The organism is Bradyrhizobium sp. BR 1432 (assembly GCF_051547705.1).
Lineage (GTDB): Bacteria > Pseudomonadota > Alphaproteobacteria > Rhizobiales > Xanthobacteraceae > Bradyrhizobium > Bradyrhizobium zhanjiangense.
On sequence record NZ_JBPUGF010000003.1, the window covers coordinates 5095929 to 5116411 of the forward strand.

Consider the following 20483-nt stretch of genomic DNA (forward strand, 5'->3'; position numbering starts at 1 on the left):
GAATGTTGCTGGTGACCGGCGGGGCCGGTTTTATCGGATCGAATGTCGTCGCCGCGCTCAACGAGGCCGGCCGCAGCGACGTCGTGGTCTGTGATCTCCTCGGTTCTGACGGCAAATGGCGCAACCTCGCCAAGCGGCAGCTTGTGGATATCGTCCCGCCAGCCGAGCTGGGAGACTGGCTGAAGGGCCGCAAGCTCGACGCCATGATCCATCTCGGGGCGATTTCCGAGACCACTGCGATCGACGGCGATCTCGTGATCGAGACCAATTTCCGCCTGTCGATGCGCCTCTTGGACTGGTGCACGGCGAATGCGGTGCCGTTCATCTATGCCTCATCGGCGGCGACCTACGGCGATGGCGCGGACGGCTTTGACGACGACGCCTCGCTGCCCGCGCTGAAAAAGCTGCGGCCGATGAATCTCTACGGCTGGAGCAAGCACCTATTCGATCTCACCGTTGCCCAGCGCGTTGCGAACGGTGATCGGCTGCCGCCGCAATGGGCGGGCCTGAAATTCTTCAACGTGTTCGGCCCCAACGAATACCACAAGGGCTCGATGATGAGCGTGCTGGCGCGCCGCTTCGACGACGTGAAAGCGGGCCGCGTCGTGCAGCTGTTCAAGTCGCATCGTGAAGGCATCGAAGACGGCGACCAGCGCCGCGATTTCATCTATGTCGACGACGTCGTGCGCGTCGTCATGTGGCTGCTTGCGACTCCGTCGGTCTCCGGCCTGTTCAACGTCGGGACCGGAAAGGCACGCAGCTTCAAGGACCTGATGCTGGCAGCCTATGCCGCGCTCGGCAAAAGGCCCAACATCGAATACATCGACATGCCCGAGGCGATCCGGGCAGCTATCAATACTTCACCCAGAGCAAGGTCGATCGTCTCCACCGCGCCGGCTATAACGGCGGCTTCACGATGCTCGAGGACGCGGTCAAGGCCTATGTCGGGGATTATCTCGACCGGCCCGACCGCTTCCGCTGAGGCTCCGCGATCATGCCGACACCCATTCTCGATTTCGATGCCCTCGCACAAGCCATCGGCGGCCGCACGGTGCTGTGCATCGGCGACATCATGCTGGACGAGTTCGTCTATGGCGAGGTGTCGCGGATCTCGCCGGAAGCGCCCGCGCCGGTGATCTCGGCACAGCGCAGCGAGATTCATATCGGCGGCGCCGGCAACGTCGCGCGCAATATCGCCTCCCTCGGCGCGCGCTGCATCTTCGTCGGCCTCGTCGGCGAGGACGATGCGGGCAGTCGGCTCGCCTCCGCGCTGGCGGAGTACGCCGGCATCGACAGCATTCTGGTGACCGACTCCTCGCGCCCGACCACGCGAAAAGTCCGCTTCGTCTCCGAGCATTTTTCCACGCACATGCTGCGTGCGGATTGGGAGCAGGCGGGGCCTGCCTCCGATGCCACCGAGACGAAACTGATCGAGGCGATCCTGCCGCAGATCGCGCGCGCTGACATCGTGCTGCTGTCCGACTACGCCAAGGGCGTGCTGACCGCACGCGTGATCCGCCACACCATCGACGCCGCGCGAAAGCTCGGCAAGCCCGTCATCGTCGATCCCAAGAGCCTGAACTGGGCGATCTATCGCGGCGCGACGCTGCTCACGCCCAACCGCAAGGAATTTTCGGAGGCGACGCGGAGCCGCGCCGACACCACGCAGAGCATCGTCGATGCCAGCGACGACGTGATGCGGCTCGCCGATTGCGAGGCGATCCTCGTTACGCTGGGCGAGCATGGCATGACGCTGGTGCCGCGCAGCGGCGAGGCCGTCCATGTTCCGGCTTTCCCGGTGAAGGTGCGCGACGTCTCCGGCGCCGGCGACACCGTCGCCGCCGCGCTTGCGGTGTCGCTCGCAACGGGCGCGGACTGGGACGCGGCGTTGCGCATGGCCAATGCCGCCGCCGCCGTCGCCGTCGGCAAGCAGGGCACCGCCACCGTGAGCGCGGCCGAGCTGCGGCGAAAGATCCTGCCGCACGCCTATCTCGCCGCCGAGGAGAAGATCGTGCTCGAGCCGGGTGTGCTGGACGCGCAACTCGCCGAATGGAAGCGACAGGGCCAGCGCGTTGGCTTCACCAATGGCTGTTTCGACATCCTCCACCCCGGCCACGTCAAGGTGCTGACCGCGGCGCGCGCCGCCTGTGACCGCCTGATCGTGGGTCTCAACAGCGACGCCTCGGTGCGGCGGCTGAAGGGTGCCGATCGCCCGGTCCAGGACGAACGCGCGCGTGCCGAGGTGCTGGCTGCGCTGGAGGCCGTCGATCTCGTCGTCATCTTCGAGGAGGATACGCCGATCGAGCTGATCACCAAGATCAAGCCCGGCGTGCTGGTCAAGGGCGGCGACTACACCCGCGAGCAGGTCGTCGGCCACGAGGTCGTCGAGGCCGCGGGCGGGACGGTCGTGCTGGTCGATATCCTTCAGGGCTTCAGCACCACCGCGCTGGTGCACCGCGCGCGGGGAGGGGACAAGTGACGGCGCTCGCCCGCGAGACGGCGGGCCAGATGCTCGGGCGGCGCCTGCGCAGCCCGGCGGCCTGGCGCGAGACGGTCGACATTCTTGCGGTGCTGACCGCGGCTTCGCTGCCATGGTCGACCTCGCTTGCGGGCATCTTCAACGCCCTGATGCTGCTCTGCATGGTGCCGTTCCTCGACCTCCGCACGTTCCTGCAATCGCTGAAGCGTCCGATCTGCGTTGCGCCGATCGCACTGGTCGTTCTCGCGCTGGTCGGGACGCTGTGGTCGGATGCGACCTGGGGCGCGCGCCTGTATGCGGTCAATCCAACCGTCAAGCTGTTCGTGCTGCCCGTCCTGCTCTACCATTTCGAGTGCTCGCAGCGCGGGCATTGGGTGCTCGTCGCCTTCCTGGTGTCCTGTGCGCTGTTGTCGGTGATGTCGTGGCTGGTCGCCTTCTATCCCAACCTCGCGCTCAAGACCGATGCGCCCGAACGCGGCATCTTCGTCAAGAACTACATCGACCAGAGCCAGGAATTCACGCTTTGCGCGGTCGCGCTCGCCTATCCGATCGTGATGCTGCTGCGTGAGAAGCGTTACTGGCTCGCCGGGCTGCTCACGGCGATGGCGCTCACCTTCTTCGTCAACATGGCCTTCGTGGTGGTGTCGCGCACGGCGCTCGTCACCATTCCGATCATGTTCGGCGTGTTCGCGCTGCTTCATCTCAAATGGCGCAGCATTGCGATCGTCGCCGCCGCTCTGCTCGCCGGCGCCGTTCTGGCCTGGCAGGCTTCGCCGCATTTGCGCCAGACCGCTGAGAGATTTACCAACGAGTACACGCGCTATGTGGAAAGGGGCGAGCCGACCTCGATCGGGCTGCGGCTCGAATTCTGGCGAAAATCGCTCGGCTTCTTCGCGGAGGCGCCGATCGTGGGGCACGGCACGGGCTCGACGCGCGGATTGTTCGAGCGGGTCGCGACACCCGGGGGGCAGTACCAGGCGTCCGCCGAAGTGATCGGCAATCCGCATAACCAGACGCTGAACGTCGCCGTGCAGTGGGGCGCCATCGGCATCGCCGTTCTCTACGCGATCTGGATCCTGCACCTGCTGTTGTTTCGCGGCGACGGGTTCGCCAACTGGATCGGATTCCTGGTGGTGGTGCAGAACGTCTTCACCTCTCTGTTCAACTCCCACCTGTTCGACTTTCACGAGGGCTGGATGTACGTCATCGGCGTCGGTGTTGCCGGCGGCATGGTGATCCGGGCCCAACGGGCCGAGGCGAAGCCGGAAGAGGCCGGTTCCTGAACGGCTCTCGCGGCCGGCAGGCCTCGACTGGCCAGCGTCACCTCGCAAGCCTTCTCTGGCATGTCCTGCCGAGATGGGTTATCAGCGCGGGCAGGTTGCATCTAACTGGGTTTTCATCGGTCGGCGGATGACGCGTCTTTCGCATCTCACTTTGCGCAATTTCCTGATCGCGCTCCACGACTTGCTGGCGACCACGGCGGCACTGTTTGCTGCCTTCTATGTACGATTTGAGGGTGGCGAAGGCTTCTTCGAACGCTTGCCGCTACTGTTCCAGATCCTGCCCTATTTTCTTGCCTTCAGCGTGGTCGTGTTCTTCGTCTTGAACCTGACCACGACGAAATGGCGGTTCATCTCGCTGCCGGACGCGCTGAACATCATTCGCGCGGCGACCGTGCTGACGGTTGCTTTGCTCGTGCTCGACTACATCTTCGTCGCGCCCAACGTTCGCGGTGCCTTCTTCCTCGGCAAGGTGACGATCGTCCTCTACTGGTTCCTGGAAATCTCCTTCCTCAGCGCTCTGCGCATGACTTATCGCTATTTCCGCTATACGCGGGTGCGGCGTCATGCGAGGACCGATGATGCCGCGCCGACGCTGCTGATCGGCCGCGCCGCGGATGCGGAGGTGCTGCTGCGTGGGATCGAGAGCGGGGCGATCAAGCGCATCTGGCCGGTTGGCGTGTTGTCGCCGTCGCTTGCGGATCGAGGCCAGTTCATCCGCAACCTGCCGGTGCTGGGCGGCATCGACGATGTCGAGGACGTCATCGCGGACTTCGCCAAGCGCAACAAACCGATCGCCCGTCTGGTGATGACACCGTCGGCGTTCGAGCCGGACGCGCATCCGGAATCGATCCTGATGCGGGCGCGCAAGTTGGGCGTGATCGTCAACCGCATGCCCTCGCTCGAGAGCGGCGACACGCCGCGGCTCACGGCTGTCGCGGTCGAAGACCTCCTGCTGCGGCCGAGCGAGAAGATCGACTATCTGCGCCTCGAAACCCTGATCAGGGGCAAGGCGGTGATCGTCACCGGCGGCGGCGGCTCGATCGGCTCCGAGATCTGCGAGCGCGTCGTTGCCTTCGGCGCCGCGCGTCTTCTGATCGTGGAAAATTCCGAGCCGGCGCTCTACGCGGTCACCGAAGCGCTCGCCGCGCATTCGGCGGCCCAGATTGAAGGGCGGATCGCCGACATTCGCGACCGCGAGCGCATCATGCGCCTGATGGCCGAGTTCAAGCCGGACATGGTTTTCCATGCCGCGGCGCTCAAGCACGTGCCGATTCTCGAGCGCGACTGGAGCGAGGGCGTCAAGACCAACATCTTCGGCTCCATGAACGTGGCCGACGCAGCGCTCGCCGCCGGCGCGGAAGCCATGGTGATGATCTCGACCGACAAGGCGATCGAGCCGGTGTCGATGCTCGGCCTGACCAAGCGCTTTGCCGAGATGTACTGCCAGGCGCTCGACCGTGATCTTGCGGCAGCGAGCGGCGGTGCCAAGCCGCCGATGCGGCTGATCTCGGTCCGGTTCGGCAATGTGCTGGCCTCGAACGGCTCGGTGGTGCCGAAATTCAAGGCCCAGATCGAGGCCGGCGGCCCCGTGACCGTGACGCATCCCGACATGGTCCGCTATTTCATGACCATCCGCGAGGCCTGCGATCTCGTCATCACGGCGGCAACGCACGCGCTCGGAGCGCAGCATTCGGACGTCTCGGTCTACGTGCTCAACATGGGCCAGCCGGTGAAGATCGTCGATCTCGCCGAGCGCATGATCCGGCTCTCCGGGCTTCAGCCGGGCTACGACATCGATATCGTGTTCACGGGCATGCGGCCGGGCGAGCGCCTGCACGAGATCCTGTTCGCCTCCGAGGAGCCGACCCGCGAGATCGGCGTCCCCGGCATCATGGCCGCGCAGCCGAACGAGCCGCCGATGCAGACGCTGCGCAAATGGATTGCGGCGCTCGAGCAGGCGATCGCGCGCGACGATCGCGCCACCATCAGGACCATCCTGAAGGATGCGGTCCCCGAATTCGGGTCGACCGCGGCCTGACCATGCAGCCTCGAGGCAAGATCGTCGTCGCCTGTACCGCTCTGGTCGACGGCTTGTTGCGCAACGCTGTTCCGGCGGGGCAATGATGAGCGAGATAAAGCCGGTCGTGCTGGTGACGGGGGCGAGCGGCTTCCTTGGCCGCCATATCGTGCCTGCGCTGACGCGGCAGGGATGGTCGGTCCGCCGCGCGGTGCGCAGCCCGGAAGGCACCGACGGCGAGGTCGTGATCAAATCGATCGGCCCGGAAACCGACTGGCAAGCCGCGCTCGAAGGCGTCGACGCCGTCGTCCATCTCGCCGCGCGCGTGCATTACAAGAACGAGGAGCACGCGGTCCAGCTCTATCGCGACGTCAATGTCGACGGCACATTGCATTTGGCGCGCTCTGCAGCGACGGCCGGCGTGCGCCAGTTCATCTTCATCAGCACCGTTCTCGTTCACGGCCGCAGCAATGACGGCCGTGCGCCGTTCAGCGAGAGCGATGTCCCGACGCCGCGCGGTCTCTACGGCACATCCAAGGCTGAGGCCGAGGCGGGCTTGAGGACGCTGGCGCGCGACAGCGACATGAAAATCTCGGTGATCAGGCCGCCTCTGATCTATGGCGCGGGCGCCAAGGGCAATTTCGCGCTGCTGACGCGCGCGGTCAGGCGGGGACTGCCGCTGCCATTTGCGGCGATCCGCAACCGCCGCAACTTTCTTTCCGTGCAGAACCTGTCGTCGTTCATCCTGCACCGGCTCGCCCATTCCGACCCGGCGAGCAATTTCGAGATCTTTCTGCTGGCCGACCGGGAGCGGGTCTCGACGCCTGAATTCATCGCGTGCCTGGCGAGAGCCTCCGGCAAGAGCGCCCGGCTGTTCGGCATACCGCCAAAGCTGCTCAGTGCGGTCCTCCGCGTGACGGGCCGTCAGGATATGCAAGACGGCCTGATCGGCTCGCTCGAGCTCGACATCTCGAAGGCGATCGCAACCGGCTGGCAGCCGCAGGTCACCCTCGAGGAGGGCTTGCGCCTGGCAGTATCGGATCAGGAGCCCTGAGGCCGGGAGAAGCGGCGCAGCACGAATGCGACCGCGATCGCGCCGGCAACAAGCGCGAACACGGTGATCGCGGGCGCGGCGGCGCGGATGGTGAGGATGGCAAGCCCGGCGAGCACGAGGTTGAGCAGGAAGACCTCGCCGATCACCTGCGGCACCGTGAAGCTGTTGTCGGTGGCGCGCTGGTAGAAATGCGTGCGGTGCGCCGACCAGAACGGCTCGCGCCGCGCGATCCGTCGAAACAGCGTGATGGTGGAATCGGCGAGATAATAGGCGGGTAACAGCAGCGCCGCGGCCGGCTGCCCGCGAAAGGCGAGCTCCAGCAGGCACCAGCCGAGCAGAAGGCCGATCGGCAGACTGCCGACATCGCCCAGGAAGACCTTTGCGACCGGACGGTTGAACGGTGCGAAGCCGAGCATGGCGCCGCACAGCGCCGTCGCGATCAGCGCGGCCGGCCACGGCAGCTCGCCGAGCCATCCCAGCAGCAGCAGCGCCGCGGTGACAGGCACCACTTCCGCTGCCGTCATCAGGTCGAGCCCGTCCATGAAGTTGACGAGGTTCACGAACCGAGACTCCTGCGAGCAGGATGAGACCGCGCTCCAGCGCAAGCGGCAGCGCCGGAACGATGCGCGCAGTCTCGGGCGCAGTGAATACCACGGCGCCGACGGCTGCCGCCTGCAGCACCAGCCGCAACAGCACCGGCAACGACACGATGTCGTCGGCGAACCCGACCAGCGCGATCAAGACCGTCGCACCAACCAGCGCCGGCGGGATCGCGACGTTCGCGACAATCGCAAAGAGCGAGGCGACGATCAGCGTCGCGGCGATCACGGCGATGCCCGCACCCTGTGGGGTCGGGATGCGATGCGAGGACCGCGCGTTCGGCCGCGCCAGCGCGTAGCGCTGGAGCAGGGGACGGCTGGTCCAGGTGATGAGCGCCGACATCAGCGCGGCGATTGCGACGGCAAGCAGCGATGGCATGGCGGCGAGGGCGTCGGTGGACGGGCTCACTCGGGCACCCCGATCGGCGCCGATCCTTGCGCGGCCTTCTCCGCGCTGAGGATCCAGACCAGGCCGCCGATCGCCCCGACGATGAAGAACACCGCGCCGAACAGCAGCGAGACGTTGACGCCCTCGTTTGCGGCGAGTCCGGCGAAGCCGAACGCGAGGCCCATCGTGGCTTCACGCACGCCCCAGCCTGCGATCGAGATCGGCATCATGGTGATCAGCATCACCGGCGGGACGAGCAGGAAGATCTGGCCGAAGCTGATCGGTGCCGCGATCGACTGCACCACGCACCAGGCGATGACGACGGCGAGCACGTGAACGAGGATCGACAGGATCGCGACGATCGGCCCGCGGCTGCGGTTGAAGATCACGCGATTGGCGACCACGGCACAGGCGTGGATGTGATGCGTGGCCCACCAGGTCTTCAGCCAGCGCCATTTCAACGCGCCGAAGACCAGAAAGCCGAGGCCGCCCGCCAGCGCCGCGAAGTCGAGGAGCAGCAGCGCCGAGCGCCCGTTCGGATCGGTGATGAGGGTGTAGCTCCAGGGCAGGCTCGCGACGATGAGGACCGCGAGCGCGATCAAGCCGATCGCGCGATCGACGAAGATCGAGTAGGTCGCCGCGCGCCAGCCGGCGCCGGCACGCGCGACCAGCCACAGCCGGACCGCATCGCCGCCGATCGCCGACGGCAGGGTCTGGTTGAAGAAGGCGCCGATCACGTTGTAGCGCATGGCCCGGCTGAGCTCGAGCGGCGCGCCGCATTCGGCGCTGATCTCGCGCCAGCGCAGCACGCCGACGAAGATTTGCAGGAACGTGACCGCGATCGCCACGCCGATCCAGAACAGGCTGGTCACCGTGAAGCGCGAGAACAGTTCGGACAGGTCCACCTTGCGCAGCGCCAGATAGAGCAGCGCCGCGGAAATCAGGATCTTGGCCGCAGAAAGCAGGATTCGGCGCATCTCGCCCGCATGGACAGGGTTTGCGAAGATTGGAGGCAACCCGACGCGAGGCGCCGAATTCGGCCGCTTTGGTATGGTTTTGGCGCCAATCTTGCAATAGCCGTATGTAGTCAGCCGTGTGTAAGCCGTGCAGTGGCGTCTTGAAGGGCCCTCATGAGGAGCGGCAGGACTATTGCGGCCTCCACGATGCGGCGGCTAAACAGGTTCTGCGGGCAAGGGATCTCTGGGGAACAGGATGACGGATCAGGCGATTTTGGTCACGGGCGCTGCCGGCTTCATCGGCTTTCACGTCGCCCGGCAGCTTCTGGCCGAAGGCCGGTCCGTCGTCGGGCTCGACAATCTCAACAGCTATTACGATCCCGCGCTGAAGCGGGCACGCCTTGCACTGCTCAAGAACGAGTCCGGCTTCTCCTTCGTCGAGGCCGATCTCGCCGACCGTGACACGATCGCGGCGCTGTTTGCGCGACATCAATTTGCCAAGGTCGTGCATCTCGCGGCCCAGGCCGGCGTGCGTTACTCGATCGAGCAGCCGTACGCCTACGCCGATTCCAATCTCCAGGGCTTTCTCAACGTGCTCGAAGGCTGCCGCAACAATCGCTGCCGCCATCTCGTCTACGCCTCGTCATCCTCCGTTTATGGCGCCAACACAAAAATGCCATTTGCCGTGCAGGATCGCACCGACCATCCCGTGAGCTTCTACGCCGCGACCAAGAAGGCGAATGAATTGATGGCGCAGTCCTACAGCCATCTCTACCGGCTGCCGGTCACAGGCTTGCGCTTCTTTACCATTTACGGCCCGTGGGGACGGCCTGATATGGCCATGTTTCTCTTTGTAGATGCCATCATGGCGGGCAGGCCGATCCGGCTCTTTAACCATGGCAGGATGCGCCGCGACTTCACCTATATTGATGACGTGACGCGTGTAGTATCCAAGCTGATCGATCTTGTGCCTGCGGACGATCCGGCTGCCGCAAATGCGCCGTCAAAGCTCTACAACGTCGGCAACCACCATCCGGAGGAACTGATCCACGTCGTCGGTCTTCTGGAGCGGGAACTGGGCCGGACGGCGATCAAAGAATTGCTGCCGATGCAGCCGGGAGATGTGCTGGAAACGTTCGCGGACGTCGAGGACCTGATGCGCGACACGGGCTTTGCGCCGTCAACGCCGATCGAGCATGGGGTCCGTAACTTTGTCACCTGGTATCGGGAATATTTCAAGGTTTGAGATGACGATGGACAAACGCATAATCCCCCTGATCATGTGCGGCGGTGCCGGCACGCGGCTGTGGCCGGCTTCGCGCGAGGTGCGACCCAAGCAGTTCCTGCCGCTGTTCGGCACCCGCTCGACCTTCCAGGACACGCTGCTGCGCGTCTCCGATCCCTCGCTGTTCGATCGGCCGATCGTCATCACCAATGCGGCTTATCGCTTCATGGTGCTGGAGCAGCTCGCCGAGATCGGGATCGAGGCCGATGTGATCCTCGAGCCGATGCGGCGCGATTCCGGACCTGCGATCGCCGCGGGCGCGGTGTTCGCGCAGAACCGCGCCAATGAAGCGATCGTGCTCGCGCTCGCTGCCGACCACGTGGTGCGGGACAATGCCGCTTTCGTCGCCGCGTGCCGCGAAGGCCTTGCGGCCGCGAATGCCGGGCGCATCGTCACCTTCGGCGTCAAGCCGGAGCGGCCGGCGACCGAATACGGCTATATCAATCCGGGCGAGGTGATCACTGGCGAGGTGCTCGCGGTCGCGCGCTTCGTCGAGAAGCCGGATGCGGTGAAGGCGTCGGACTACGTCAATTCCAGCTATCTCTGGAACAGCGGCAACTTCATGTTCCCGGCCGCCGTGCTGCTCGACGAGTATCGCAGGGTAGATGCGGCGAGCATCGAGGCTGTCACGAGCGCCGTCACCAACGCCGGCCGCGATCTCGGCTTCGTCACGCTGGAGCCTCAGGCGTTCGGCGCGGCGAAGGCGATCTCGATCGACTATGCGGTGATGGAAAAGACCTCGCGCGCCGCCGTCGTGCCGGTGTCGTGCGGCTGGTCCGACGTCGGCTCCTGGCACGCGGTGTGGGAGCTCTCGGCGAAGGACGCGCTGGGCAACGCCGCGCACGGCACCGCCGTGTTCGAAGACTCCCGCAACTGCAACGTCACCACCGATTCCGCGCTGGTCGCGCTCGAAGGCGTCGACGATCTCGTGGTGGTCGCGACTGCGGACGCGGTGCTGGTCTCGCGCCAGAAGGATGCCAACGGCTTAAAGCGCCTCGTGACCAAGCTCAAGACGGTCGCGCCCAAGGTCACCGAGGAGCATCTCAAAGTGCACCGGCCCTGGGGTAGCTATCAGTCCGTCGACAATGGCGAGCGGCACCAGGTCAAGCGCATCGTGGTGAAGCCGGGTGGGCGGCTGTCGCTCCAGAAGCATCACCATCGTGCCGAGCACTGGATCGTGGTGCGGGGCACGGCACAGGTGACTGTCAACGACACCGTGAAAGCGGTGCATGAGAACGAGTCGATCTACATTCCGATGGGCGCCGTTCACCGGATGGAGAACCCCGGTAAAATTATGCTGGAGCTGATCGAGGTCCAGACTGGAAGCTATCTCGGGGAAGACGACATCATCCGGATTGAAGACGACTATCAAAGGTCGTAACCAGCAAACTCCGAATCACGCGACCCGGGCCCGAAGAGCGGTATCTTTTCCGGCTTAAGGCCCGGGGAACGTGTAATTTTTTGAATCAAATCGTGTCCGGACCGCTAGCGCGTCATTCGCCACAAATGTGGCGCCCGTGCTAGAAGCGGCGCCGGGGATTTGGGTTGAATCGGGGTTCCATCAGATGAGTTCCAAAGGATCTGCACCGGCAAAGGCCGGCCTGCGCGTCGGTGTCATTGGCGCGGGCGTGATGGGCAGCAACCACGCGCGCGTGCTCGCGGGTCTTCCCGGCGTCAGCCTGGTCGGCATCGTCGATCCTTCGCCGACGCACCGCACCCGCACCACCGAGCTTGCGAGCTGCCAGGGTTTCGAGACGCTCGACCAGCTCTTCGCCGAGGGTGTCGATGCCGTCACCATCGCGGCGCCCACCCATCTGCATCACGAGGTCGCGCTCGCCTGCATCGCCAAGAACATCCACGTTCTGGTCGAGAAGCCGATCGCGTCCACGGTCGAAGAGGGCCGCGAGATCGTCGCCGCCGCGCGAAAGGCCGGCGTCACGCTGATGATCGGTCATGTCGAGCGCTTCAATCCGGCGGTCGCGGCCGTCAAGCAGGCGATCGCAGGCGAGGACATCCTGTCGATCGCGATCACCCGCGTCGGCCCGTTCCCGCCGCGCATGTCCAATGTCGGCGTCGTCATCGACCTCGCCGTGCACGACATCGATTTGATCCGCTGGTTCACCGAATCCGACATCGTCGAGGTGCAGCCGCAATTGTCGAGCGCCGTCGCCGAGCGCGAGGACATCGCGCTGTTGCAGTTCCGCACCGCCAACGGCGTGCTCGCCCATATCAACACCAACTGGCTGACGCCGTTCAAGGCACGCAGCGTCACGGTCGCGACGCGCGACAAATACGTGATGGGCGATCTGTTGACGCGCCAGGTCACCGAATGCTTCGGCTTCAAGCCCGATGGCAGCTATTCGATGCGGCATCTGCCGGTCGGCCATGACGAGCCGCTGCGCGCCGAGCTGATCGCGTTCTTGAAGGCAGTGGCTAACGGCGAGACGCCGGCGGTGACCGGCGACGAAGGCGTCGCCAGCCTCGAGATCGCCACGCAGTGCCTGGAGGCGCCGTCGCGGCCCGCAGCCGCGGCGCCCGCCCGCAAGGGCCCGCGCCGCGTCGCCGGCTAATCCCTTTCCATGTCGGCTTCTCAAACTTCGCGAGAGAATCAGCAAGGCGCCATGAACCAGCATCTGCGTTCCGATCCCATTCCCTTCATCGATGTCGGCGCGCAGCGCCGCCGGCTCGGCGCCTCGCTCGATGCGGCCGTGAAGCGGGTTCTCGACCATTGCCAGTTCGTCAACGGACCTGAGGTCTTCGAGCTGGAGAAGCAGCTTGCGGCCTACAGCGGTGCCAAGCACGTCATCGGCTGCGCCAGCGGCACCGACGCAATCCTGATGGTGATGATGGCGAAGAATGTCGGACCCGGCGATGCTGTGCTGTGTCCGTCCTTCACCTTCATCGCGACCGCCTCGCCAGTGGCGCGCACCGGCGCGACGCCTGTTTATGTCGATGTGGACGAGGCGACCTTCAACATGAGCCCGGAGTCGCTGAAGCGCGGCATCGCGGCCGCCCGCAAGGCCGGGCTCAAGCCGGTTGCTGTCATTCCGGTCGACCTGTTCGGCCAGCCTGCCGATCACGACACTATTGCCGAGATCGCCAGGGCCGAAGGCCTGTTCGTGCTCGACGACGCCGCGCAAGGCTTTGGCGCGAGCTACAAAGGTCGCAAGCTCGGCACGCTCGGGCACGCCACTGCGACCAGCTTCTTCCCGGCAAAACCGCTCGGCTGCTTCGGCGACGGCGGCGCGATCTTCACCGACGATGACGAGCTCGCGACCACGCTGCGCAGCATCCGCGTGCACGGGCAGGGCGTCGACAAGTACGACAACGTCCGCCTCGGCCTGACCGGCCGGCTCGACACCATGCAGGCCGCAATCCTGCTCGAGAAGCTGAAGATCTTTGACGACGAGATCGCCGCCCGCAACAAGGTCGCGGAGCGCTACGCGCGTGGCCTGTCCAACGTCGTCACCGTGCCGCGTCTGTCGCCCGGCAACACATCGGTCTGGGCGCAGTACACGATCCGCTTGCCCAAGCGTACCGACCGCGACGGCTTTGCCGCCGCGCTGAAGGCCCAGGGCGTGCCGACCGCGATCTATTACGGCAAGTCGATGCATCAGCAGACCGCCTACAAGCACTACCCGGTCGCAGACGGCGGCCTGCCGGGATGTGAAAGCCTGTCGCAGGACGTCATCAGCCTGCCGATGCACGCTTATTTGACCGAAGCCGACCAGGAGCGGGTCATCGCCGCCGTGCGCGGCGCGCTTTCAAGCTGATTGCGCGGTGCTGGCTTGAGGTTAACCTCTCCCGCTTGCGGGAGAGGTCGCGCCGAAGGCGCGGGTGAGGGCTCTCTCCTCTTGGGGAGCCTTTTTTGTGGAAGCAGCCCTCTCCCAACCCTCCCCCGCAAGCGGGGGAGGGGGCGCACCTTCGTCGCGGCGTGCACCTAGACCTAATCGCGCGATGCTCTACAAGTGACGCATGCTCGGACGCATCTTCACGGTTGGCGGATATACGCTGCTCTCGCGGGTGACGGGATTTGCCCGCGACATCATGCTCGCGGCGATTCTCGGCGCCGGCCCCGTGGCCGACGCCTTCTTCGTGGCGCTGCGGCTGCCCAATCATTTCCGCGCGATCTTCGCCGAGGGCGCCTTCAACGCGGCCTGGGTACCGGCCTATGCGCATGTCCATGGCGAGACGGGGGAGGGAGCGGCAAGCCTGTTCGCCGATCGCATCTTCACGCTGCTATTGGCCTCGCAAGTCGTGCTGCTGATCGTCGCCTGGCTGTTCATGCCGCAGGCCATGAGCATTTTGGCGCCAGGCTTTTCCGAGGACGCCGAGCAACGCAAGCTCGCGATCGAGCTCACGCGAATCACCTTTCCTTATCTGCTGCTGATCACGCTGGTGACGCTCTACGGCGGCATGCTCAACGTGATGCAGCGCTTCGCCAGCGCCGCGGCCGCGTCGATCTTCCTCAACGTCGCGATGATGATGACGCTGGCGCTCGCCGCCTGGTTTCCGACCGCGGGCCACGCCGCGGCCTGGGGCGTGCTGATTTCCGGCTTCCTGCAATATTTCCTGCTCGCCGGCGATCTGGCGCGTCATGGCGGCCTGCCGCGCTTTGCGCCCTTGAGGCTCGATGAAGACGTCCGCGGCTTCTTCAAGGCGTTAGGGCCTGCGACGCTGGGCTCGATGGGGACACAGGTCGCGCTGTTCGCCGACACCATCATTGCGACGTTCCTGCCTGCAGGCGCGCTGTCGGCGCTCTATTACGCCGATCGCCTCAACCAACTCCCGATCGGCGTGATCGGCATCGCCATCGGCACTGTGCTGTTGCCGGAAATGTCGCGGCGGATCACTGCCAACGACCACGACGGTGCGATGAAGGCGCAACGCCGTGCCTTCGATTTCACGCTGCTGTTCTCGGTGCCGTTCGTCGCGGCCTTCATCACCGTGCCCGAGGCGATCATGCGCGCGCTGTTCGCCCGCGGCGCGTTCTCGAAGGCCGATGCGGCCGCGGCAGGTGCAACGCTCGCCGCCTATGCCATCGGCCTGATCCCCTTCGTGTTGATCCGCAGCGCGGTCGCGACTTTCTATGCGCGCAAGGATACGGCAACGCCGGTCCGGGCGTCGCTGACCGGCATCGCGGTCAACGTCGCCCTGAAAGTCGCGTTAATGGGATCGCTCGCCCAGATCGGCCTCGCGCTCGCAACAGCCGTTGGTGTCTGGACCAACCTCTTGCTGGTGCTCTTCTTCGCAGTGCGGCGAGGCTTTCTCGTGCCGGACCGCGGCTGGCTGATGTCGCTCGCCAAATTCCTGCTGACCGGATTGATCCTGGCCGCCACCTTCTGGCTGATTGCGCACTTCAGCGCGGCCATTTTGGCCTCCATGCAAGCCTTTCGGGACGAAGTGACGCTGGCCCTCTTGGCCATCGGGGGCACGATCGTCTACGCGCTCGCGATCCTCATCCTGTTTGGCCGCAGCTGGCTGGTCTCGCTGGTGCGAGGCTAGGCGTTACCCCGCCGTCACCGCGTCGTGCGATGCCCCCGCCGGGGCCTTTCATGCGGTTCGCCGATCGTGATACCATCTTTGCATATTCAGGTGCCGATGAGGCAGTGACCATGACATTCCGCCCTCCCTGGCCCACATCTCAAATTGACAAGTTCGCCACCAGCAATGCCGACCTGCTGATCCTGATCGGCCGCATCCTGCTTGCATGGGTCTTCGTTGGAAGCGCGTACGGAGCGCTTACGAATTTCAGCGGCTCAGTGGGCTATTTTCGGTCGCTGAACCTTCCAGTGCCCCAGCTGTTCACGACAATAACCGTCCTGCTGGAAATACTGATTTCGGCTGGTTTGATACTCGGCATTGGTACGCGCTACTGCGCAAATTTGGTTTTGCTATTTGTAGTCGCGGCTACTGCAATCGCACATCGTTACTGGGAATATCCCGCCGGTCCGCAACAGATTGGACAGTACAACAATTTCCTGAAAAACATCTCGATCTTGGGAGGCGCTCTGTTGATCTTGGTCACCGGAGGGGGACGGTTCTCGTTCGATCGGAGGCTGGCAGGCTAGCAGCGTTGTTCGTTTCTCAGCGTCAATAGCCATAATTTTCCTGAACTGCCTGGAGGCGCGAGCATCGTCGCTCCCTCGCAGAGCTGGGAGAGTGCGGCCGCACGATGTGCGAGCTTTGGTTCGTTCGCCCTTGCATCATCAAGGCGACGCACAGCCCTGCCAGTTTGGCAGCTGCCAAGCCGCGCCTTAAGGCCACTGCCTTAAGCCCACTATTGCGTCACTTCGCCCTCAGCCTGAACGTAACCTCGAGCAGATGGCTGAGGAGTTTTGAGAGAGGCTTCAAGCGCTCGGCAGTGATTCCGAAGAAAAGCATCAGCCACGTCGCCAGTGCGGCACACCACAATAGACTTTCCAATGTTTCGGGCATGAGGACACCCCTTCAAAACAAGTACTTGAAATGCGAGCAGTCTTGCCGAACGAAACCCGCGTGGCAAGTCCTCCAATAAGTGGCAAGACGCCGAAATACTCGGAAGAGCGTTAGCTCACCATGACATTCGCTAAAGCACTGGGTGTGCGCCGGGGAAGCAAAACCAATCTGCTGCTGGTGCTCTTCTTCGCGGTGCGGCCAGGTGAATTTCCAGAGACGACTGCGCCCGCGCTCGCTTCTAGCGTGCAACAGACATCGGCACATCCCTTGATTTTACGCGATCGTTGTGGTACGAGCGTCTCATGATCAAATCCGTGCGCACCGTCAACTTCATGCACATCACCCGCTTCGGCTGGGCCGTGGGAGGAGTCGCGCGCTAGGATTTCGACGACGACATCTTTTCCACCAGGCCTCGCCGGCATCGGACGGGGCCTTTTCTTTGGCCACGCTCCCTGCCGGCCCAACAGCAGGAGCATCCGATGCCACCACAATTGACGAACATCACATCCGAGAGCGAGGCCGATACCGTGGGGCTTGGTCTTGCGGCGGCGCGCCCCGGTGCGTCCATTGCAGTGCTCGATGACGCTCTGCCGGAAAAGGGAGCGGCTGGACCGACGGCCGCATCACCTGGGCGCGTCGCGAATCTGACCAAGCGCTCCTGGCGCGCGCTTCGGGAGTGGCGCCGGCGCCGGGCTTACGGCTCACTCTGCAGGAGCTGAGCGATCGGGAGCTGCGGGATATCGGCCTGACGCGGAGCGAGATCGACTACGTCACGCCTGAACGAGCGATCGAAACCCTCAGAGACAGCGCGACGCAGCTATGGAGCCGTGGCGTGATCTAGGGATCCTCTCACGACGATTCCTATCCTACGCAAGAGAAGGACGACGACCATGACCTTACATTCGGCCATTGCTCAGGCGGAGGTGGAAATCCGTCGGTTGACTGTCGACGACCTCGAGATTTTTCGCGAGATTCGCGCCGAGGCACTCCAGAAGCACCCTCAAACGTTTGGATCGCCCGAAGAGGATGAGGGCGGCGATGCCATGCTGACCGCTTATCGTCGTTGGCTGGGCAGCATGGTTCTGGGCGCATTTGGGTGCGGGAGCTTGATCGGAATCGCTGGCTTTTATGTCTCCGCGGACAAGAGAACGCGGCATAGGGGCCACATCTATACCGTGTACGTAACGGAAAACAGTCGAGGTAGAGGTGTCGGTGATCGGCTCATCAGAGAGCTTCTGACCCATGCCGAGGCATGTGTCGAACAGGTGCATCTTGATGTGCTCACGACTGCGACTGCTGCAATCAGGACCTACAGACGTAACGGGTTCGAGGTCTACGGTACAGATCCCCGTGCCGTCCGCTTTGGCAACGCCATGTATGACAAACACCTTATGGTCAGGAGGTTCAGCCAATAGCGTCGGCCGGGGTAGCCGATCGGGAATATGGGCGGGGACTTTCTGCGTCGAGACGTCCGCGGAATTTCGAACCGTGGGACGTTCCGTCCTTTCTGCAATCCCGCCATGACGGGCTCTTCGCGCTTTGCGCGTGATGCGTCCACGAGCCTCGCTAAAGCCATTTGCCTTGCCACTTTTTCCACGGCAATATGCCGCCAAAACAACCATGAGAACGGGAAGATAAAATGGCGGCTCCCATCAAGTTCGGCGTTGGCCAAAGCGTGCTGCGCAAGGAGGATGACGCACTGATCCGCGGCAAGGGCCGCTATACCGACGATTACACGCCACAGGCCGCGCTCCGCTGCTTGATGCTGCGCTCGCCGCACGCGCATGCCAAATACACCATCGATGTGAGCCGTGCCCGCGGCTTACCCGGCGTTGCGCTGATCCTGACCGCCGATGACGTCAAGGATCTCGGCAATCTGCCGTGCCTGTTCAATCTCGAGACCGATCCCTTCACCGGCCCGCCTTACCCGATCCTCGCCAAGGACGAGGTGCGCCATGTCGGCGATGCCGTCGCCTTCGTCGTCGCCGAGACCATCGATCAGGCCCGTGACGCGATCGAGGCGATCGGCGTCAAATGGAGCCCGCTGCCGGCGGTGACCGGCGTCGTCAACGCCGTGAAGCCCGGGGCCCCGCAGGTCTGGCCGGACAAGCCCGGCAACGTGCTGTTCGACGTCTCGATCGGCGACAAGCAAGCGACGGAAGCTGCCTTTGCCAAGGCGCATGCGGTCGCCGAAATCTCCATCGTCAATCCGCGCGTGGTCGCGAGCTTCATGGAGACGCGCGCGGCGGTCTGCGAATACGACGCCAAGCGCGACCATCTGACGCTGACGGTCGGCAGCCAGGGCAGCCATCGCCTGCGCGACATCCTCTGCCAGAACGTGCTCAATATCCCGACCGACAAGATGCGGGTGATCTGCCCCGACGTCGGCGGCGGTTTCGGCACAAAACTGTTTCCCTATCGGGAATACGCCCTGATGGCGGTCGCGGCGCGACAGCTGAAGAAGGCCGTGAAATGGGCGGCCGATCGCTCCGAGCATTTCATGGGCGACGCGCAAGGCCGCGACAACGTCACCACCGCCAAGATGGCGCTGGCCGAGGACGGCAAGTTCCTCGCGATGGATTGCGACCTGATGGGCGACATGGGCGCGTATCTGTCGACCTTCGGGCCTTACATCCCGCACGGCGGCGCCGGCATGCTGCCGGGCCTCTACGACATCCAGGCCTTCCACTGCCGGGTGCGCACCATCTTCACCCACAGCGTTCCGGTCGATGCCTATCGCGGTGCGGGGCGGCCCGAGGCAGCCTACGTCATCGAACGCCTCGTCGACGCCTGCGCGCGCAAACTCGAGATGACGCCGGACGCGATCCGTCGCAAGAATTTCATCCCGCCGAAGGCGCTGCCTTACAAGACCGCGACCGGCAAGGTCTACGATTCCGGCGACTTCGCCGCGCATCTGAAGCGCGCGATGGAGATCGCGGAATGGAAGGAGTTTGGCAAGCGTGCCAAGGCGGCCAAGAAGCAGGGGCTGATCCGCGGCATCGGCCTTGCGAGCTATGTCGAGATTTGCGGCGTGATGGGTGAGGAAACGGCCAATGTCCGCCTCGATCCCAATGGCGACGTCACCGTCCTGATCGGCACGCAATCCAGCGGGCAGGGTCATCAGACGGCCTATGCGCAGATCGTCGCCGAACAGTTCGGCCTGCCGCCGGAGCGTGTGCATATCCACCAGGGCGACACCGATGAGATTGCGACGGGCCTCGGCACCGGCGGTTCGGCCTCGATTCCCACCGGCGGCGTCTGCGTGGAGCGTGCTGCGGGCGATCTCGGCAAGAAGCTGAAGGAGTTCGCAGCGCAGGCGCTGGAAGCGAGCGCGGGCGACCTCGAGATTACCGACGGCGTGATCCGGATCGCCGGCACCGACCGCTCGATCTCCTTCGCCGACCTCGCCAAACGGCCCGGCGCCGATCCGTCGAAGCTGAACGGCAGCGCCACCTTCGCCAGCGCCGACGGCACCTATCCCAACGGCACGCATCTGGCGGAGGTCGAGCTCGATCCGGCGACCGGCATCATCAAGATCGTCAACTATGTGATCGTCGACGATTTCGGCAAGACGCTCAACCCGCTGCTGCTGGCGGGGCAGGTGCATGGCGGCGCCATGCAGGGCATCGGCCAGGCCTTGATGGAGCAGGTGGTCTATGGCGCGAGCGACGGCCAGCTCATCACCGCGACCTACATGGACTACGCGCTGCCGCGCGCGGCGGACGGGCCGGCCTTCGTGTTCGAGACCAACAACGTTCCCTGCAAGACCAATCCGCTGGGCGTGAAGGGGGCGGGCGAGGCCGGCGCGATCGGCTCCTGTCCGGCCGTCGTCAACGCCATCGTCGATGCGCTCTGGCGCGAATACAAGATCGACCACATCGACATGCCGGCGACGCCCGAGCGGGTGTGGATTGCGATCAACGAGCATCACCGCCGTCACAGTCTCTAGGCCCAGAACCTCCCGCGCGGGAATAAACGCCCTGC

15 protein-coding genes and 2 pseudogenes are annotated in these 20483 nt (G+C 64.4%); 14 read left to right on the forward strand and 3 right to left on the reverse strand.

Annotated features, from left to right (window positions below):
- Window positions 1-2: 2 nt before the first annotated feature.
- The 5 genes and pseudogenes from rfaD (at window position 3) to ACSKB8_RS24485 (ending at window position 6833) form a co-directional block, all read left to right on the forward strand.
- Window positions 3-982, forward strand: a pseudogene (gene rfaD / locus ACSKB8_RS24465) (ADP-glyceromanno-heptose 6-epimerase).
- Window positions 983-994: 12 nt separating this feature from the next.
- Window positions 995-2479 carry a D-glycero-beta-D-manno-heptose-7-phosphate kinase gene (gene rfaE1 / locus ACSKB8_RS24470; protein WP_438106953.1) on the forward strand — a complete coding sequence of 495 codons (1485 nt, stop codon included), beginning with the start codon at window positions 995-997 and terminating at the stop codon, window positions 2477-2479.
- Window positions 2476-3762 (forward strand): O-antigen ligase family protein, encoded by a 1287-nt coding sequence (locus ACSKB8_RS24475; RefSeq protein WP_438106955.1) that lies wholly within the window; start codon window positions 2476-2478, stop codon window positions 3760-3762. The genes rfaE1 and ACSKB8_RS24475 overlap by 4 nt, the downstream gene beginning before the upstream one ends.
- Before the next feature lie 127 nt (window positions 3763-3889).
- Entirely contained in the window at window positions 3890-5800 is a 1911-nt protein-coding gene (locus ACSKB8_RS24480) for an SDR family NAD(P)-dependent oxidoreductase (RefSeq protein ID WP_438106957.1), read from the forward strand.
- 85 nt (window positions 5801-5885) lie between these two features.
- On the forward strand, window positions 5886-6833 hold the full coding sequence (locus tag ACSKB8_RS24485) for an NAD-dependent epimerase/dehydratase family protein (protein ID WP_438110662.1): 948 nt from the start codon (window positions 5886-5888) through the stop codon (window positions 6831-6833).
- On the opposite strand, the pseudogene ACSKB8_RS24490 reads toward ACSKB8_RS24485, so the two are convergent.
- Together ACSKB8_RS24490 and ACSKB8_RS24495 are read right to left on the reverse strand one after the other, a co-directional pair.
- Window positions 6821-7811, reverse strand: a pseudogene (locus ACSKB8_RS24490) (MraY family glycosyltransferase). The gene ACSKB8_RS24485 and the pseudogene ACSKB8_RS24490 sit on opposite strands and share 13 nt — an antisense overlap.
- Before the next feature lie 26 nt (window positions 7812-7837).
- On the reverse strand, window positions 7838-8797 hold the full coding sequence (locus tag ACSKB8_RS24495) for a lysylphosphatidylglycerol synthase transmembrane domain-containing protein (protein ID WP_438106959.1): 960 nt from the start codon (window positions 8795-8797) through the stop codon (window positions 7838-7840).
- Between the two features lie 235 nt (window positions 8798-9032).
- Between ACSKB8_RS24495 and ACSKB8_RS24500 the strand changes: the two genes are divergently transcribed.
- From ACSKB8_RS24500 to ACSKB8_RS24525, 6 genes are all read left to right on the forward strand, one after another.
- On the forward strand, window positions 9033-10022 hold the full coding sequence (locus ACSKB8_RS24500) for an SDR family NAD(P)-dependent oxidoreductase (RefSeq protein WP_438106961.1): 990 nt from the start codon (window positions 9033-9035) through the stop codon (window positions 10020-10022).
- 7 nt (window positions 10023-10029) lie between these two features.
- The gene (locus tag ACSKB8_RS24505; protein ID WP_438106962.1) at window positions 10030-11442 is read left to right on the forward strand and encodes a mannose-1-phosphate guanylyltransferase/mannose-6-phosphate isomerase; all 1413 of its coding nucleotides are present in this window, start codon (window positions 10030-10032) and stop codon (window positions 11440-11442) included.
- Between the two features lie 184 nt (window positions 11443-11626).
- A complete protein-coding gene (locus ACSKB8_RS24510; RefSeq protein ID WP_091891974.1) occupies window positions 11627-12631 on the forward strand; it encodes a Gfo/Idh/MocA family protein in 1005 nt (334 codons plus the stop codon).
- Window positions 12632-12682: 51 nt separating this feature from the next.
- Window positions 12683-13834, forward strand: a complete 1152-nt coding sequence (locus tag ACSKB8_RS24515) for a DegT/DnrJ/EryC1/StrS family aminotransferase (RefSeq protein ID WP_438106965.1) — start codon at window positions 12683-12685, stop codon at window positions 13832-13834.
- 202 nt (window positions 13835-14036) lie between these two features.
- On the forward strand, window positions 14037-15566 hold the full coding sequence (gene murJ, locus ACSKB8_RS24520; protein WP_438106967.1) for a murein biosynthesis integral membrane protein MurJ: 1530 nt from the start codon (window positions 14037-14039) through the stop codon (window positions 15564-15566).
- Window positions 15567-15616: 50 nt separating this feature from the next.
- Window positions 15617-16132 (forward strand): DoxX family protein, encoded by a 516-nt coding sequence (locus ACSKB8_RS24525; RefSeq protein ID WP_438106968.1) that lies wholly within the window; start codon window positions 15617-15619, stop codon window positions 16130-16132.
- Between the two features lie 217 nt (window positions 16133-16349).
- Here ACSKB8_RS24525 and ACSKB8_RS24530 read toward each other — a convergent pair whose 3' ends face one another.
- Entirely contained in the window at window positions 16350-16499 is a 150-nt protein-coding gene (locus ACSKB8_RS24530; protein WP_438106970.1) for a hypothetical protein, read from the reverse strand.
- Window positions 16500-17175: 676 nt separating this feature from the next.
- On the opposite strand from ACSKB8_RS24530, the gene ACSKB8_RS24535 reads away from it, so the two are divergent.
- From ACSKB8_RS24535 to ACSKB8_RS24545, 3 genes are all read left to right on the forward strand, one after another.
- Window positions 17176-17340, forward strand: coding sequence for a DUF1127 domain-containing protein (locus ACSKB8_RS24535; protein ID WP_438106972.1), 165 nt, complete (start codon window positions 17176-17178; stop codon window positions 17338-17340).
- Between the two features lie 49 nt (window positions 17341-17389).
- Window positions 17390-17914 (forward strand): N-acetyltransferase family protein, encoded by a 525-nt coding sequence (locus tag ACSKB8_RS24540; RefSeq protein ID WP_438106974.1) that lies wholly within the window; start codon window positions 17390-17392, stop codon window positions 17912-17914.
- 224 nt (window positions 17915-18138) lie between these two features.
- On the forward strand, window positions 18139-20448 hold the full coding sequence (locus ACSKB8_RS24545) for a xanthine dehydrogenase family protein molybdopterin-binding subunit (RefSeq protein ID WP_438106976.1): 2310 nt from the start codon (window positions 18139-18141) through the stop codon (window positions 20446-20448).
- Window positions 20449-20483: the final 35 nt, after the last annotated feature.

Coding starts and splice junctions, on each gene's coding strand:
- ACSKB8_RS24515 (WP_438106965.1), top strand. CDS start 12,683: ATGAACCAGCATCTGCGTTCCGATCCCATTCCCTTCATCGATGTCGGC.
- ACSKB8_RS24530 (WP_438106970.1), bottom strand. CDS start 16,499: ATGCCCGAAACATTGGAAAGTCTATTGTGGTGTGCCGCACTGGCGACG.
- murJ (WP_438106967.1), top strand. CDS start 14,037: ATGCTCGGACGCATCTTCACGGTTGGCGGATATACGCTGCTCTCGCGG.
- rfaE1 (WP_438106953.1), top strand. CDS start 995: ATGCCGACACCCATTCTCGATTTCGATGCCCTCGCACAAGCCATCGGC.
- ACSKB8_RS24510 (WP_091891974.1), top strand. CDS start 11,627: ATGAGTTCCAAAGGATCTGCACCGGCAAAGGCCGGCCTGCGCGTCGGT.
- ACSKB8_RS24525 (WP_438106968.1), top strand. CDS start 15,617: ATGCGGTTCGCCGATCGTGATACCATCTTTGCATATTCAGGTGCCGAT.
- ACSKB8_RS24495 (WP_438106959.1), bottom strand. CDS start 8,797: ATGCGCCGAATCCTGCTTTCTGCGGCCAAGATCCTGATTTCCGCGGCG.
- ACSKB8_RS24545 (WP_438106976.1), top strand. CDS start 18,139: ATGGCGGCTCCCATCAAGTTCGGCGTTGGCCAAAGCGTGCTGCGCAAG.
- ACSKB8_RS24500 (WP_438106961.1), top strand. CDS start 9,033: ATGACGGATCAGGCGATTTTGGTCACGGGCGCTGCCGGCTTCATCGGC.
- ACSKB8_RS24485 (WP_438110662.1), top strand. CDS start 5,886: ATGAGCGAGATAAAGCCGGTCGTGCTGGTGACGGGGGCGAGCGGCTTC.
- ACSKB8_RS24505 (WP_438106962.1), top strand. CDS start 10,030: ATGGACAAACGCATAATCCCCCTGATCATGTGCGGCGGTGCCGGCACG.
- ACSKB8_RS24540 (WP_438106974.1), top strand. CDS start 17,390: ATGACCTTACATTCGGCCATTGCTCAGGCGGAGGTGGAAATCCGTCGG.
- ACSKB8_RS24480 (WP_438106957.1), top strand. CDS start 3,890: ATGACGCGTCTTTCGCATCTCACTTTGCGCAATTTCCTGATCGCGCTC.